Consider the following 13,189-nt stretch of genomic DNA (forward strand, 5'->3'; position numbering starts at 1 on the left):
CCAAACCGTGAGAAAACAACGCACTAGCTTACAAGCAAAAGGTAGTCGGTTTTCTGCGGTTCGTGGCATGCATGTCGTGGCGAGAAAGCCTCGGGTATACTGCCGCCACCCTTAATTCGTGACTTTCGAGGCCCATGGTGAGCGAAGACATCACTCTCAAGCGCCTGTACTGGCATTCCCGCCGTGGCATGTGGGAACTCGATCTGCTGCTGGTTCCATTTCTCGAGCACCGCTACAGCGAACTCGACGAGCGCGATCGGGAGGCGTTTCGCGCGTTGATCGAAGAGGAAGACCAGGATCTGTTCGTATGGCTGATGCGCCGTGAGTGGCCCCAAGACGATGCGCTGCGTCGCGTCGTCAAGATGATCGTCGAATATGCTGAAACAACCGGTAACGATCAGTATCGCACCCTCTAGGCTGGCGCTGACGGTCACCGCATTGCTCGGGTTGGCCACCTGCCTGGTCGTGGCGCGGTATGGGCCGCCGTGGCTAACCGTCACGGCGGTCTTGGCGTTATGCGCGGCGGTTTGGCGCGAGTGCCGCCGGGTCGGTTTGTGGCGGTTGCGCTGGGTGCCTGGCATCGAGGGCGGCTGGCAGCAACAGCCCGGTCGCAGCGGTGAATGGCGCCCCGTGGAGCTGTGCTGCGATTATCTCGGCCCCTGGCTGATCGGTTTGCGCATCGCCGGCCGGCGGCATTGGCTGTGGCCGGACAGCGCCAGTTTCGACGAACGCCGGGCGTTGCGCCGGGTGCTGTTGTGGAACAAATCAACGTCGCAACGTTAGGTGCGACACCGAGGGTTTGGCCTGGCCCTCCGCATGGTCGGGGCAGTCCCGGTTGAAGTGCAGGCCCCGCGATTCACGGCGTGCATGGGCGGCGGCAATCAGCAGTTCGGCAAGTTGCAGGGCATGGCGTAGCCTGGCCAGCGCCAGGGTCGGCGCATTGTGCAGCCACAGCGGGGCACTTTCGATGTGCAAGCGGCGTAGTGCCTCGCTACCGGCGGCGAGCCCGACATCGCTGCGCACGATCCCCACGCTATCGCTCATGATTCGACGCAATGCCGCCAGTGCCTTGGCGATCTCGTCATCCGCTACGCCCGGCTGGCTCGCCGGCGTCGTTGCAAACTCCGGGGTGAGCGGTTCGGCATGATTTTCATCGAGGGGCGCGTGCAGTGCCTGAGCGGCGCCGCGCGCATACACCAGACACTCGAGCAATGAGTTGCTGGCCATGCGGTTGGCGCCATGCAGGCCGGTATAAGCGACTTCGCCAATCGCGTAGAGGTGCGCTACGTCGCTGGCGCCGCAATGATCGGTCGCAATGCCACCGCAGCTATAGTGGGCGGCGGGTACCACCGGAATCGGCTGGCGAGTGATATCCAGGCCGCGTGTCAGGCAGTGGGCATGAATGGTCGGGAAATGCTCGCGTACCGCTGCCGGTTCGAGATGGGTGACGTCGAGCAAGACATGTGGGCTGCCTGCACGCAGCATCTCGGCATGGATGGCGCGCGCGACGATATCGCGTGGCGCCAGTTCAGCGCGGGTATCATAATCGGGCATGAAGCGCCGCCCCTGGGCGTCCCGCAGAATGCCACCTTCGCCGCGTACCGCCTCACTGATCAGAAACGGATTGCCGCTGGGATCATAGAGGCAGGTGGGGTGGAACTGCTGGAATTCCAAATTCTTGAGCGTGGCGCCGAGCGCGGCGGCCATTGCCATGCCTTCGCCGCAGGCTGGGGCTGGGCTGGTAGTGTGCCGGTAGAGTCCGCTGGCGCCGCCGGTAGCCAGTATGGTGTCGCGCGCCGCGAGCATGTGTGGCCGATCGGCGGTGTCGAGGCACAGCGCGCCACGGCAGTTCCCGTTGTGGTCGCGCAGTAGCTCGATGGCTTGCAGGTCGTTTACCAACTCAATGGCGGGATGGCGTCTTGCATGTTCGATCAGCGTATCGATCAGTGCCAGGCCGGTGGCATCCGCCGCATGAATGATGCGCCGTGCGCCATGGCCACCCTCGCGGGTCAGGTGAAACGGGTAGGGCGCGTCGGGAGTGACATCCGGCGTGAAAGGCACGCCGAGCGCGACCAGCCAGTCGATGGCCGCGCGGCCGTTTTCGACGGTGAAGCGTACCGCGGCTTCATCGCACAAGCCATCACCGGCGATCAGTGTGTCCTGAACGTGATCCTCGGTGGTGTCGTGTGGCGCCAATACTGCGGCGATGCCGCCCTGAGCCCAGCGACTGGCGCCGATATCGTCCTGTGCCGGGCGCAGCAACGTCACCGGGCGGTGCTCGGCGAGTTCCAGTGCCAGCGCCAGGCCGGCGACGCCACCGCCGATGATTAGAACGTCATGATCGCTGCGAATCATCTTTGTCGATTCCCGTTTGATTGTCCCGTTCGGGGTTGCCGGTAACCAGCCGGCGTGCGTCGCTGATCAGCGTGTGACGGTTGGCGCGACGCCGCAGGCGCTTGCTGGGCAGGCGCCGCAGACTGCCCAGGCGCACGCTGAGTTCGCTGGTCTGGCGCGCCAGTTCGCGATTGAGCCATAGATAACCGCTGGGACTGAATAGCGTGCGCCCATTCTCGCCGCGTGCGGTGGTGGCCTGTTCGGCATAACTTTGCAGGTCGAAGCGGCCCACCTGCACATCGACAGGCTGCCCGGTGCGTACTTGGAAGGCCAGCGTTCCCAACACCTTCGCCAGATGGTGCTGCTCTTCACGCAGCCCCTGCATGGCATCGATGCGATCATGCCCCTCGCGGGTCGTCCAATGCGTTTCCAGCAGCAGTTCGACGGTGGAGAGCATGCGTCGCTGCAACGAGATAAGGTCGTCGAGCTCGTTGCGGCGTAGGCGCCGCTCGCTGTGAATGGCATCGACCAGACCGCGCTGCTTGACGAGCTGCTGGGTGGTGGTCTTGAGCAGCGCCCGAGTGTCGATATCGCTGGCGGCGCTGGCTCGGGTGTGAGCGTGATAGAGGCGGGCGAGCTTGTCGAGATTGTCGGCAAGCAGGAAGCGCAGCACGTCGGTGGCCTTCTGGGGCAGCACCAGAATCGTTACCAGCATGCCGACCAGCGTACCGAGCAGAACATTGAAGGCGCGCCACAGTGCGATGGACAGGTCGTGGTTGCCGCTGCCGGCCACCAATAGTAGCGAGATGCCGAACATCAGTGCGCTGTAGCCATACCGGCTAGTAAAGGTGGCATAGGTCGCAATGGCGATACTGATCAAGATCCAGACGGGAATCACTCCCGGCGGTGGACTGGGGATCAACATCAGCACGATTCCCCAGGTGGCGCCGAGCAACGTGCCCAGCAAGCGCTGGCTACCTTTATCGAGCACGCCGCCGATATGCGGCAGATTGCCCATCACGATCAGCGTGCTGACCAGGGCCCAACTGCTGTGAGGGATCTGGAAAAGGTGAATGACGGCGAAAGTGATGGTCAAGGCCAGGCTGGTACGCAGCACATGCAGGCGATGGCGATGATGATAATTGAAGTAGGGATCGCGCAGACGCAACAGTGACATCGGCGATGAACCTTGATCTGAAGTACGCCATCAGACGACGATGGTGCCCGGAGCCGGAATCGAACCGGCACGGTGTTGCCACCGAGGGATTTTAAGTCCCTTGCGTCTACCAATTTCGCCATCCGGGCGGGGATTGGGTTAGCCGGTCAGGCCAGAGAGGAATATGGAGGCTGGAGTCGGAATCGAACCGGCGTACACGGAGTTGCAGTCCGCTGCATAACCACTCTGCCATCCAGCCTCAGGAGTCATGTTACAAAAACATTGGAGCGGGAAACGAGATCGATCGGACTGGCACACCAGATCGCGACCCTCGTTGGCCTGCTCCCCACCGAAATGGGAGTTTTGGAGCGGGAAACGAGATTCGAACTCGCGACCCCAACCTTGGCAAGGTTGTGCTCTACCACTGAGCTATTCCCGCTCGACTCGGGGACGCATTCTACAGAGAAGTGCGCGCCTGTCAAATGCTTATCGCACCCGGTCACATCGATTTGGAGAGTTCCGGCCAGGCCATGCGCAGGTACTGCATCATCGACCACAGGGTGAGTACCGCCGCGACATATAGCGTCACTACGCCGAGATGGGCGATCCAGCTACCCGGCATGGAACCCAACAGCAACAGCAGCGCGATCATCTGTAGCGTGGTCTTGACCTTACCGACCCAGGACACGGCGACATTGCCGCGTTTGCCCATCTCGGCCATCCATTCGCGCAGCGCCGAGATGACGATTTCACGGCCGATGATGACCAGCGCCGGCAGGGTCAGCCAGGCGCTATCGAAGCGCTCGATGAGCAGCGCCAGAGCCACGGCGACCATGACCTTGTCGGCCACGGGGTCGAGGAAGGCACCGAACGGCGTGCTCTGGTCCCACCGGCGAGCCAGATAGCCGTCCAGCCAGTCGGTCAAGGCGGCCATGCCGAATAGCGCCGCGGTCAGCGGTATGCTCCACGTATACGGCAGATAGAACAGGATCACCAGCAACGGGATGAACACGATACGTGCGAGTGTCAGAATATTGGGTATGTTCATCGGGACATGTCGGTCCTTGCCGGTGGTCGAGAGCGTTCATTCTATCCGTAGCCGGGTGCTTCATCCATGCAATGCCTGGTGAATGGAGGCAGCGAGACTGGCGCTGATGCCGGGCACCCGGGCGAGCTCATCGCGGGTGGCATGATTCACGCCTTGCAGCCCGCCGAAGAAACGCAGCAGTTCGCGGCGACGCTTGGGGCCGATGCCGGGAATATCCTGTAGCGTCGAGGTGCGACGTGTCTTGTCGCGACGCTGGCGATGCCCGGTGATCGCAAAGCGGTGCGCTTCGTCGCGAATATGCTGAATCAGATGCAGCGCCGGCGAGCCGCCGTCCAGGCTCAGCGTATTATCGACGGTCTCGATGAACAGCGTCTCGAGCCCCGGCTTGCGTGTGGTGCCCTTGGCCACGCCGACCAGGCGCACGCCGACCACCTCGAGTTCGGCGAAGACCTCGCGGGCCATATTGAGCTGACCCTTGCCGCCATCGACGAGCAGAATATCCGGGCACTTGCCTTCGCCTTGTTGCAGGCGCTTGAAACGCCGGATCAGCGCCTGGCGCATGGCGGCATAGTCGTCGCCGGCCGCCACGCCTTCGATATTGAAGCGCCGGTAATCGGACTTTACCGGGCCATCCTGATCGAACACCACGCACGATGCCACCGTGGCTTCGCCATGGCTATGGCTGATGTCGAAGCACTCCAGGCGCTCCGGGGTGGTTTGCATGCCGAGCGCATCGCGCAGTGTCTCGAAGCGTTTGGATAGCTGCGTGCGGTTGGCCATCTGTGTGGCCAGGTGCTGCTCGGCATTGGTGCGCGCCAGTTGCAGCCACTGGGCACGATGGCCCCGCACCTGATGCGCCAGGCGAATGCGCTTGCCGGCTTGCTCGGCGAGTGCCGCTTGCAGTAGGTCGCTGTCCGGCAGGGCGTGGCTGGTAATCACTTCCTGGGGCAGTTCGCGGCCCTGGCCGAGATAGAACTGGCTGATGAATTCACCGAGCAGTTCATCGGGGGGCAAGTCCAGGCCATTGCCGGGCGAGTAGTGACGCGCCCCGAGCATGCGCCCTTGGCGTATCGTCAGTACGCTGATGCAAAGCCCACCCGGCCGCTCGGCGAAGGCGAAGATATCGGCGTCGCCGGCTTCGGTATCGACGATCTGGCGCTCCTGCAGTCGGCGCAACTGTTGAATCTGATCGCGCAGGCGAGCGGCCTCCTCGAAGTCCAGCGCCCGGCTGGCGGCCTCCATCGACTCGCTCAATTGCTGCGTGACCTTCTCGCTCTTGCCCTCCAGGCACATGACGGCGTGCTCGAGGTCGCGACGGTAATCCTCTTCGCTGATGTAATCCACGCAAGGGGCGCTGCAGCGTTGGATCTGATACTGCAGGCAGGGCCGGGCGCGGTGAGCGAACACGCTGTCTTCGCAATTGCGAATGCGAAATATCTTCTGCACCAGTGCCAGGCTCTCGCGCACCGCATGCGAGCTGGGGTACGGACCCAGATAGCGGCCGTCGTTGCGCTTGTGGCGAGTGCGCTTGAACTCCAGCGCCGGGTAAGGGTGGCGGTCGCTGGCGAAGACATAGGGGTAGGATTTGTCGTCGCGCAGCAGAATATTGTATGGCGGGCGCAGTTCCTTGATCAGCGTCTGTTCGAGCAGCAGCGCTTCGGTTTCGCTGCGGGTGATCGTTACCTGCACGTCGGCGATGCGGCCCACCAACGCCTGTGTCTTGGTGTTCAGCGCACCGCGAAAATAACTCGCCAGACGCGCCTTGAGGCGCTTGGCCTTACCGACGTAGAGCGCGTTGCCCTGGTCGTCGAGCATGCGATAGACGCCCGGCGACTCGCTGACGGTCTTGAGAAAATGCTTGGCGTCGAAGCTCATGCCGAATCGATCTGCAGGATGGAGAAGCGACAGAATATCAGATCACCGGCGGTGTGACGTCGCCAGTGTCAATCCTCGTTGCGATAGCCATCGACCAGGCCATGGCGTAGCCCGAGGTGAGTCAATTCGACATCGGATAGTACCCCGAGTTTCTCGAAGATACGGTAGCGGTAGGTATTGATGGTCTTGGGGCTTAGATAAAGATAGTCCGCTATATCGCCGACCCGCTGACAGTTGATGAGCATCACTGCGATCTGCAATTCGCGGCTCGACAGGTCATCGAAGGGGTTTTCCTCGGCATTGAGTTTGGCGAGCACCAGTCGCTGAGCGATGTCCGGGCTGATATAGCGCTGCCCCGCATGCACGGTGCGAATCGCCCTGACCATTTCTTCCAGTTCACTGCCCTTGGTGATGAAGCCGCTGGCGCCGGCATCCAGTAGCCGTTGGGCGAATTTCTCCTCGAGATAGGCCGTTAGCACGACGACCTTGATATCCGACATGCCCCGCAGGATTTTGCGGGTGGCCTCATGACCGCCGATGCCCGGCATGCGGATGTCCATCAGCACGATATCGGGGCGCTTGCGTCGCGCCTGACTAATGGCGTCTTCGCCATCGGCAGCTTCACCGATGACGCGCAAGCCTCTTTCAGCGTTCAGCATTCGAGCGATGCTGGTGCGCACAAGGTGGTGATCGTCTGCGACGAGAACTCTGATCAAATTCGCTCCTCGCATGATGTTGGTGGAGAACGGCATGAGGGAATTGAGCGCCGGCATCATACCGAAGCATTACATCAGTTTAATATTAAGTAACTAGCTGATGCTAGTGCACAATATCGATTAAGGCCACTTGACGCCGGCTGTGCCGATCCGTAGCATTTTTCACCTCAACGGCAATCGGCAATCTCGCGGCTGCAGTAGGTGGACTGCGAAAGTATTGGACTGTGCCGTTGAGTAGCATCCCGCGTTAGCGGCGCTGTTCGGCTGCTCCCGTCGAACGCGGTAAGTGGGGCCTTAGCTCAGCTGGGAGAGCGCCTGCCTTGCACGCAGGAGGTCAGCGGTTCGATCCCGCTAGGCTCCACCAACATGAATTCACAAAGTAGCCGCCTGGGCATATGCTCAGGCGGCTACTTTCGTTGGGCAAGTGTCATGCGCGGCTGGTAGGGCAGATTGCATCAAGTAGGGTGGGGTATGGGTATGCGCGGCGCGATGGGGAATGGCTAGCTCACGCTGCGCAGTAGTCGCTGTCGGCTGGGCTGGGCGCGTTGCCCGTTACCGCAGCGCGTGCAGGTGATGAAATGCGCCTGGCTTCGGCTATCCAGTTCGCGGGCGAGGAAAGCCGACCAGTGGCGCGGCGTATCGGCGGTTATTTCGGCGTTACCACATGAACACGTCACGACATGGTTTTCCCTGACATCGACCAGCCAGCCAATCCGGTGCATACAGAGCCTCCCTGATATAGCCAAGGGTAAGCCGAGCGTGCCTTCGTATTGTCGGATATTGGCTCATGTGCGGGCATGGATTTATTGCTGCGATGCGGGCTGATGATAATGGCCATAGTGGCCGATATCGGGTCTAGCGGGTTAATGCCAAAGGGTTGTGCGAACTGTGCTTCAGACGGCGTCCCGGCGTTCGAACAGAATCAGGTGATCGGCCTGGATACGCACCGGCACCCGCTCGCCGGGCAAGAAGGCGTCATGACTGTTGAAGAAGGCCTCGACGACCTGCTGCGATGGTAGGCGTAAGCGATACAGCGTGTTCGAGCCGGCGAAGGTGCGTTGTTCGACCACTGCGTGGAGCGGACTGCTCTTGTCGAGAACGATGTCATCGGGGCGCAGCAGCACGTCCACCGGAGTCCGTGGCGCGAACGAGTAGGCCCGGTTGCCGGTGATTTCGCCGATTTCGGTATTCACCGTCTCGCGATTCTTCATCACGCCCGGTAGGAAAAAACCCTGTCCGACGAAATTGGCGACGAAGCGGGTCGCCGGTTCATGGTAGAGGTTATAGGGTGAATCCCATTGATGCAGATGACCGCCGTGGAGCACGCCGACCTGATCGGCCAGCGCGAAGGCTTCCTGCTGATCGTGGGTGACCATGATGGCGCTGATGCCGAGCTGCTTGAGTATTTGGCGTACTTCCTGGCTGAGTTGGCGGCGCAGCTCCACATCAAGATTCGAAAACGGCTCGTCGAGCAGTAGCAACCGCGGCTGGGGCGCCAATGCTCGCGCCAGGGCGACGCGCTGTTGTTGGCCGCCGGAGAGTTCATGCGGATAACGCTGGGCCAGGTGTGCTAGCTCGACCAGCTCGAGCAGTTCGTCGACACGCACGCGACGCTGTCCGGCGGTCAATCGGCGTAGGCCGAAGGCGATATTGTCGGCGACGCTAAGGTGGGGAAACAGCGCATAATCCTGAAACACCATGCCGACCTGGCGTTTTTCCGGTGCCACCAGCGTATTGGGATCGGAAAGGCGCTCGCCATCCAGCTCTATGCTGCCGTTGGCCACTGGCTCGAAGCCGGCAATCGCACGCAATAGCGTCGTCTTGCCACAGCCCGACGGCCCCAGCAGGCAGCAGATATCGCCGCGATTCAGCGAAAAATGCGCATGGCGTATCACCACGGTCGTGTCGTAGCGGCATTCGAGGTCGTCGACACGCAGCAAGGCTTGACTCACAGGCTGTGTCTCGGCCATCTCGATCAATCCACGCGGCCCAGCAATAGAAATTCCAGCAATGCCTTCTGGGCGTGCAGCCGGTTGCCGGCTTCCTGCCAGACCACGGCGCGCGGATCGTCGAGCAGGGTCTGGCTGATCTCCTCGCCGCGATGCGCGGGCAGGCAATGCAAGAACAGCACGTCGCCGGCTGCCTCGTCGAGCATCGCCTCGTCGACCTGAAAGCCGCTGAAGGCGCGTTCGCGTTCGGCTTGTTCCTGCTCCTGGCCCATCGAGGCCCACACATCGGTGGTGACCAGGTCGGCGTCGATCACCGCCTTACGCGGGTCGCGCATCAGCGTGACCCGCTCGCCGGCGGCGGCGAGAACCGCCGAGTCCGGGTCATAGCCTTCGGGGCAGCAGACGCGCAGCTTGAAATCGAACTGGCGGGCGGCATTGATCCACGAGTGACACATGTTGTTGCCATCGCCGATCCACACCGCCGTTTTGCCCTTGACCGAACCCCGACATTCGATCCAAGTCATGATATCGGCAAGCAGCTGGCAGGGGTGGCAGTCGTCGCTCAGCGCATTGATCACCGGTACCGAGCTGGCCGCGGCGAACGCTTCGATGTCGGCATGCGAGGCGGTGCGGACCATCACCGCGTCGACCATCTGTGACAGCACCCGAGCGGTATCGCCGATCGGTTCGCCACGGCCGAGCTGGGTGTCGCGCGGCGACAGGAACAACGCATGGCCACCGAATTGCGCCATCGCGGTTTCGAACGAGACCCGGGTACGCGTCGACGACTTCTCGAAGATCATCGCCAGGGTGCGGTTGGCGAACGGCGTATAGGCCGGCCCCTGAGACTTGAGCGCGCTTTTTATGCGGATTGCCCGCTGTATCAGGTAGGCGAGCTCATCGGGTGTCAGATCCAGCAGGGTCAGAAAATGGCGTGTCGCCATGGCAAGCTCCTGTCATCGGCATGCCGCGAACGAAAAGGGCGCCGAAGGGTGGAGGTTAAGACCACGCCATCGGCGCCCCGACCACGACGCCACTGCTGCGTCCGGTCGCGCGGAAAACCTCCATCCTAGCCATCCCACGGGGGCGGCGCAACGCACTCGCGATATCCGTCGTCGATGGGGCTGATTTCGGCGCCATGCATCAGTAGAATGGGGGCAAGAAATCACACACCGCCAGCGCGGCACCGGGCGACTCGTCCTGACGCCCCGCAAGGAAATTTCCAATGAGCACCACTCTCGAGAACATCCAGCAGCAGATCAGTGAAAACCCGATCCTGATCTACATGAAAGGCACGCCGCAACTGCCACAGTGCGGTTTCTCCGCGCAGACCGTGCAGGCGCTGATGGCCTGTGGCGAACGCTTCGCCTTCGTCAACGTGCTGGACAACCCCGACATTCGTGCCGAGTTGCCCAAGTACGCTAACTGGCCGACATTCCCGCAGTTGTGGCTCGACGGCGAGCTGGTCGGCGGTTGCGATATCGTCGTCGAGATGTACCAGAATGGCGAGCTGGAAAAGCTGGTCAAGGAAACGGCCGCCAAGGCTAACACCGAGCAAAGCGATAGTTGACATCCGCTGCGCGGCTGGAAGAGGGAAGAATCGAAAATGGTTCTGCTTCTAATCGTTTTCTTCCAGCCGCGAAGCGGCGCTCTTCCAGCTTCAAGACGCGTAGCGTCGTACTTTCAGCTAGGCGCGTAGCGCCAGTCTAGCTTTCCTCCATGCCCTGTTCGCGTTGCGCCAGGTTCCAGCCACCCAGGTCCTTGAAGCGATTGACGATGGCGCAAAACAGCTCGGCGGTGCGCTCGGTGTCGTAGCGGGCCGAGTGCGCGGATGAGTTGTCGAATTCGATACCCGCGGCGCGACAGGCCCTGGCCAATACCGTCTGGCCATAGACCAGCCCGGAAAGGGTAGCGGTATCGAAGCTCGAGAACGGATGAAAGGGGTTGCGCTTGATGCCGCAGCGGTTCACCGCCGCGTTCAAGAAGCCGTGATCGAACGCCGAATTATGACCGACCAGAATGGCTCGCGTGCAGTTGTTGGATTTGGTGGCCTTGCGTACCGGGCGAAAGATTTCACCGAGGGCATCGGCCTCCGATAACGACACGCGTTTGCGCAGCGGGTTATTGAGGTCGATTCCGGTGAAATCGAGTGCCGCCTGATCGACGTTGGCGCCCTCGAAGGGCTCGACATGAAAGGCGAAGGTGGCATCGGGCATCAAGTTGCCCTGCGGGTCCATGGTCAGCGTAACTGCGGCGATTTCCAGAATGGCGTCACGTTCGGCATTGAATCCGCCGGTTTCCAGATCGACTACCACCGGCAAGAAACTACGAAAGCGCTGAGCCATCAGCTCGTGGGCGTTCGCCTCGGTCATGCATGTCTCCCATCCCGTATCGATTTGGCCGCGGTCGCCCCGCGCCACAGGCCGAGAGTTTAGCAGTTTGGTGCAAGCCCGACAGCTCCGGCGGTGTTCGCCACTGTCAGCGGGCGCTATAATTGTTCGATTGAGCCGTCCGGTTGTGTTTTCCCACTTAAGGAGCCCCGCATGTCCGATGTAAAAAAGGTCGTCCTCGCCTATTCAGGTGGCCTGGACACCTCCGTGATCGTCAAGTGGTTGCAGGAAACCTACCGCTGCGAAGTCGTGACCTTCACTGCTGACATCGGGCAGGGCGAAGAAGTCGAGCCGGCGCGTAGCAAGGCCGAGGCACTGGGCGTCAAGGAAATCTACATCGAGGACCTGCGCGAGGAGTTCGTGCGCGACTATGTCTACCCGATGTTCCGGGCCAACACCATTTACGAAGGCGAATATCTGCTCGGTACGTCCATCGCGCGCCCGCTGATCGCCAAGCGCCTGATCGAAATCGCCAACCAGACCGGCGCCGATGCCATTTCCCACGGCGCTACCGGCAAGGGCAACGACCAGGTGCGTTTCGAGCTCGGCGCCTACGCGCTCAAGCCCGGCGTCAAGGTCATCGCGCCGTGGCGCGAATGGGATCTGACCTCGCGCGAAAAGCTGATGAACTACTGCGAGCAGCATGACATCCCGGTCGATTTCTCGAAGAGCAAGAAGAAGTCGCCGTACTCCATGGATGCCAACCTGCTGCACATCTCCTATGAAGGCGGCATTCTCGAAGATCCGTGGGCCGAAGCCGAAGACGACATGTGGCGCTGGAGTGTGTCTCCCGAAGCCGCGCCGGATGAGCCGACCTATATCGAGCTGACCTTCGAGAAGGGCGATATCGTCGCCATCGACGGCGAGGCGCTCAAGCCGCATGAGGTGCTGACCAAGCTCAACAAGCTGGGCGGCGACAACGGCATCGGGCGTCTCGATATCGTCGAAAACCGTTACGTGGGCATGAAATCGCGCGGCTGTTACGAAACGCCGGGCGGCACCATCATGCTGCGCGCGCACCGGGCCATCGAGTCGATCACGCTCGATCGCGAGGCGGCACACCTGAAAGACGAACTGATGCCCAAGTATGCCGAGGTGATCTACAACGGCTACTGGTGGAGCCCCGAGCGCAAGATGCTGCAGGCCGCCATCGACGAGACGCAAACGTTCGTCAATGGCGTGGTGCGTGTGAAGCTCTATAAAGGTAGCGTCAGCGTGGTGGGGCGGAAATCCGATCAATCGCTGTTCGATGAGTCCATCGTGACGTTCGAGGATGATGCCGGCGCCTATGATCAGAAGGACGCCGAAGGCTTTATCAAGCTCAATGCCCTGCGACTGCGTATCGCTGCCGGCAAGGGGCGCAGCGCAGGTTAGAGGAGGTTTCATGCTCAAGAAGCTGTTTGGCGGTCTGTTTCGGGCCGGCGACGTCAATGCCGAAGAAATGCCTGCGACGGATTATCGCGGGTATTTGATCACTCCTGACCCGCAGGATGCCGGTGGTCAGTATCGTGTCAGCGGCTGGGTTCGCAAGCCGGTCGAAGGCGGCGAGACGCTCGAACACCGCTTCGAGCGCTCGGATGTGGTCAGTAGCCGTGAGGCCTGTGTCGAGTTGACTGTGAAAAAGGCTCAGCAGTTTATCGACGATATCGGCGATGACATGTTTGGACGCTGAGTGTAGCGCTAGCAATGATTGTAAGCATCGCGACGGCACCTTTCGGGGT

The 13,189-nt window shown here is 61.4% G+C and carries 14 protein-coding genes and 4 tRNA genes; 6 read left to right on the plus strand and 12 right to left on the minus strand.

What is annotated here, in order from left to right; translation table 11 throughout:
* The first annotated feature begins 134 nt into the window (after positions 1-134).
* Together BLR92_RS01715 and BLR92_RS01720 are read left to right on the plus strand one after the other, a co-directional pair.
* The gene (locus BLR92_RS01715) at positions 135-416 is read left to right on the plus strand and encodes an FAD assembly factor SdhE (protein ID WP_089724899.1); all 282 of its coding nucleotides are present in this window, start codon (positions 135-137) and stop codon (positions 414-416) included.
* On the plus strand, positions 376-783 hold the full coding sequence (locus BLR92_RS01720; RefSeq protein ID WP_139171561.1) for a YgfX family protein: 408 nt from the start codon (positions 376-378) through the stop codon (positions 781-783). Before BLR92_RS01715 ends, BLR92_RS01720 begins: the two co-directional genes overlap by 41 nt.
* Here BLR92_RS01720 and nadB read toward each other — a convergent pair.
* From nadB to uvrY, 8 genes are all read right to left on the minus strand, one after another.
* Positions 766-2,355: an L-aspartate oxidase gene (gene nadB, locus BLR92_RS01725; protein WP_089724903.1), complete on the minus strand. Its 1,590-nt coding sequence runs from the start codon at positions 2,353-2,355 to the stop codon at positions 766-768. The genes BLR92_RS01720 and nadB overlap by 18 nt on opposite strands.
* Complete coding sequence (locus BLR92_RS01730) at positions 2,336-3,511, minus strand: FUSC family protein (RefSeq protein ID WP_089724905.1); 1,176 nt, start codon at positions 3,509-3,511, stop codon at positions 2,336-2,338. The genes nadB and BLR92_RS01730 overlap by 20 nt, the downstream gene beginning before the upstream one ends.
* A gap of 41 nt (positions 3,512-3,552) precedes the next feature.
* Positions 3,553-3,639 (minus strand) — tRNA-Leu (locus BLR92_RS01735).
* Between the two features lie 36 nt (positions 3,640-3,675).
* A tRNA-Cys gene (locus BLR92_RS01740) sits at positions 3,676-3,749 on the minus strand.
* A 105-nt stretch (positions 3,750-3,854) separates the two neighbouring features.
* Positions 3,855-3,929: transfer RNA gene (locus BLR92_RS01745), tRNA-Gly, on the minus strand.
* A 60-nt stretch (positions 3,930-3,989) separates the two neighbouring features.
* The gene (gene pgsA, locus BLR92_RS01750) at positions 3,990-4,538 is read right to left on the minus strand and encodes a CDP-diacylglycerol--glycerol-3-phosphate 3-phosphatidyltransferase (protein WP_089724907.1); all 549 of its coding nucleotides are present in this window, start codon (positions 4,536-4,538) and stop codon (positions 3,990-3,992) included.
* 60 nt (positions 4,539-4,598) lie between these two features.
* The gene (gene uvrC, locus BLR92_RS01755) at positions 4,599-6,413 is read right to left on the minus strand and encodes an excinuclease ABC subunit UvrC (RefSeq protein WP_089724909.1); all 1,815 of its coding nucleotides are present in this window, start codon (positions 6,411-6,413) and stop codon (positions 4,599-4,601) included.
* A gap of 68 nt (positions 6,414-6,481) precedes the next feature.
* Positions 6,482-7,129 (minus strand): UvrY/SirA/GacA family response regulator transcription factor, encoded by a 648-nt coding sequence (gene uvrY, locus BLR92_RS01760; RefSeq protein WP_089725938.1) that lies wholly within the window; start codon positions 7,127-7,129, stop codon positions 6,482-6,484.
* A gap of 288 nt (positions 7,130-7,417) precedes the next feature.
* Here uvrY and BLR92_RS01765 point away from each other — a divergent pair.
* A tRNA-Ala gene (locus BLR92_RS01765) sits at positions 7,418-7,493 on the plus strand.
* Positions 7,494-7,629: 136 nt separating this feature from the next.
* Here BLR92_RS01765 and BLR92_RS01770 read toward each other — a convergent pair.
* The 3 genes from BLR92_RS01770 to argF all read right to left on the minus strand — a co-directional run bounded on the left by BLR92_RS01770 (position 7,630) and on the right by argF (position 10,022).
* Complete coding sequence (locus BLR92_RS01770) at positions 7,630-7,851, minus strand: hypothetical protein (RefSeq protein WP_089724911.1); 222 nt, start codon at positions 7,849-7,851, stop codon at positions 7,630-7,632.
* Positions 7,852-8,022: 171 nt separating this feature from the next.
* Complete coding sequence (locus BLR92_RS01775; protein WP_245703896.1) at positions 8,023-9,081, minus strand: ABC transporter ATP-binding protein; 1,059 nt, start codon at positions 9,079-9,081, stop codon at positions 8,023-8,025.
* Between the two features lie 23 nt (positions 9,082-9,104).
* Positions 9,105-10,022: an ornithine carbamoyltransferase gene (gene argF / locus BLR92_RS01780; RefSeq protein WP_089724915.1), complete on the minus strand. Its 918-nt coding sequence runs from the start codon at positions 10,020-10,022 to the stop codon at positions 9,105-9,107.
* A 281-nt stretch (positions 10,023-10,303) separates the two neighbouring features.
* On the opposite strand from argF, the gene BLR92_RS01785 reads away from it, so the two are divergent.
* A complete protein-coding gene (locus tag BLR92_RS01785) occupies positions 10,304-10,648 on the plus strand; it encodes a Grx4 family monothiol glutaredoxin (RefSeq protein WP_089724917.1) in 345 nt (114 codons plus the stop codon).
* 136 nt (positions 10,649-10,784) lie between these two features.
* On the opposite strand, the gene rnt is transcribed toward BLR92_RS01785, so the two are convergent.
* Entirely contained in the window at positions 10,785-11,450 is a 666-nt protein-coding gene (rnt, locus tag BLR92_RS01790) for a ribonuclease T (RefSeq protein ID WP_089724919.1), read from the minus strand.
* Positions 11,451-11,621: 171 nt separating this feature from the next.
* On the opposite strand from rnt, the gene BLR92_RS01795 reads away from it, so the two are divergent.
* Positions 11,622-12,842, plus strand: a complete 1,221-nt coding sequence (locus BLR92_RS01795) for an argininosuccinate synthase (RefSeq protein ID WP_089724921.1) — start codon at positions 11,622-11,624, stop codon at positions 12,840-12,842.
* A 10-nt stretch (positions 12,843-12,852) separates the two neighbouring features.
* Complete coding sequence (locus BLR92_RS01800; protein ID WP_089724923.1) at positions 12,853-13,140, plus strand: HlyU family transcriptional regulator; 288 nt, start codon at positions 12,853-12,855, stop codon at positions 13,138-13,140.
* Positions 13,141-13,189 lie beyond the last annotated feature (49 nt).

Origin of the sequence: Modicisalibacter muralis, from assembly GCF_900102945.1 — a bacterium.
In the GTDB taxonomy this organism is placed as follows: domain Bacteria; phylum Pseudomonadota; class Gammaproteobacteria; order Pseudomonadales; family Halomonadaceae; genus Modicisalibacter; species Modicisalibacter muralis.

Bases quoted from the DNA above. Each gene is read 5' to 3' on its own strand.
- pgsA (WP_089724907.1), bottom strand. From the start codon at position 4,538: ATGAACATACCCAATATTCTGACACTCGCACGTATCGTGTTCATCCCG.
- BLR92_RS01785 (WP_089724917.1), top strand. From the start codon at position 10,304: ATGAGCACCACTCTCGAGAACATCCAGCAGCAGATCAGTGAAAACCCG.
- BLR92_RS01730 (WP_089724905.1), bottom strand. From the start codon at position 3,511: ATGTCACTGTTGCGTCTGCGCGATCCCTACTTCAATTATCATCATCGC.
- uvrC (WP_089724909.1), bottom strand. From the start codon at position 6,413: ATGAGCTTCGACGCCAAGCATTTTCTCAAGACCGTCAGCGAGTCGCCG.
- nadB (WP_089724903.1), bottom strand. From the start codon at position 2,355: ATGATTCGCAGCGATCATGACGTTCTAATCATCGGCGGTGGCGTCGCC.
- BLR92_RS01720 (WP_139171561.1), top strand. From the start codon at position 376: ATGCTGAAACAACCGGTAACGATCAGTATCGCACCCTCTAGGCTGGCG.
- BLR92_RS01795 (WP_089724921.1), top strand. From the start codon at position 11,622: ATGTCCGATGTAAAAAAGGTCGTCCTCGCCTATTCAGGTGGCCTGGAC.
- BLR92_RS01715 (WP_089724899.1), top strand. From the start codon at position 135: ATGGTGAGCGAAGACATCACTCTCAAGCGCCTGTACTGGCATTCCCGC.
- argF (WP_089724915.1), bottom strand. From the start codon at position 10,022: ATGGCGACACGCCATTTTCTGACCCTGCTGGATCTGACACCCGATGAG.
- BLR92_RS01770 (WP_089724911.1), bottom strand. From the start codon at position 7,851: ATGCACCGGATTGGCTGGCTGGTCGATGTCAGGGAAAACCATGTCGTG.
- rnt (WP_089724919.1), bottom strand. From the start codon at position 11,450: ATGACCGAGGCGAACGCCCACGAGCTGATGGCTCAGCGCTTTCGTAGT.
- BLR92_RS01800 (WP_089724923.1), top strand. From the start codon at position 12,853: ATGCTCAAGAAGCTGTTTGGCGGTCTGTTTCGGGCCGGCGACGTCAAT.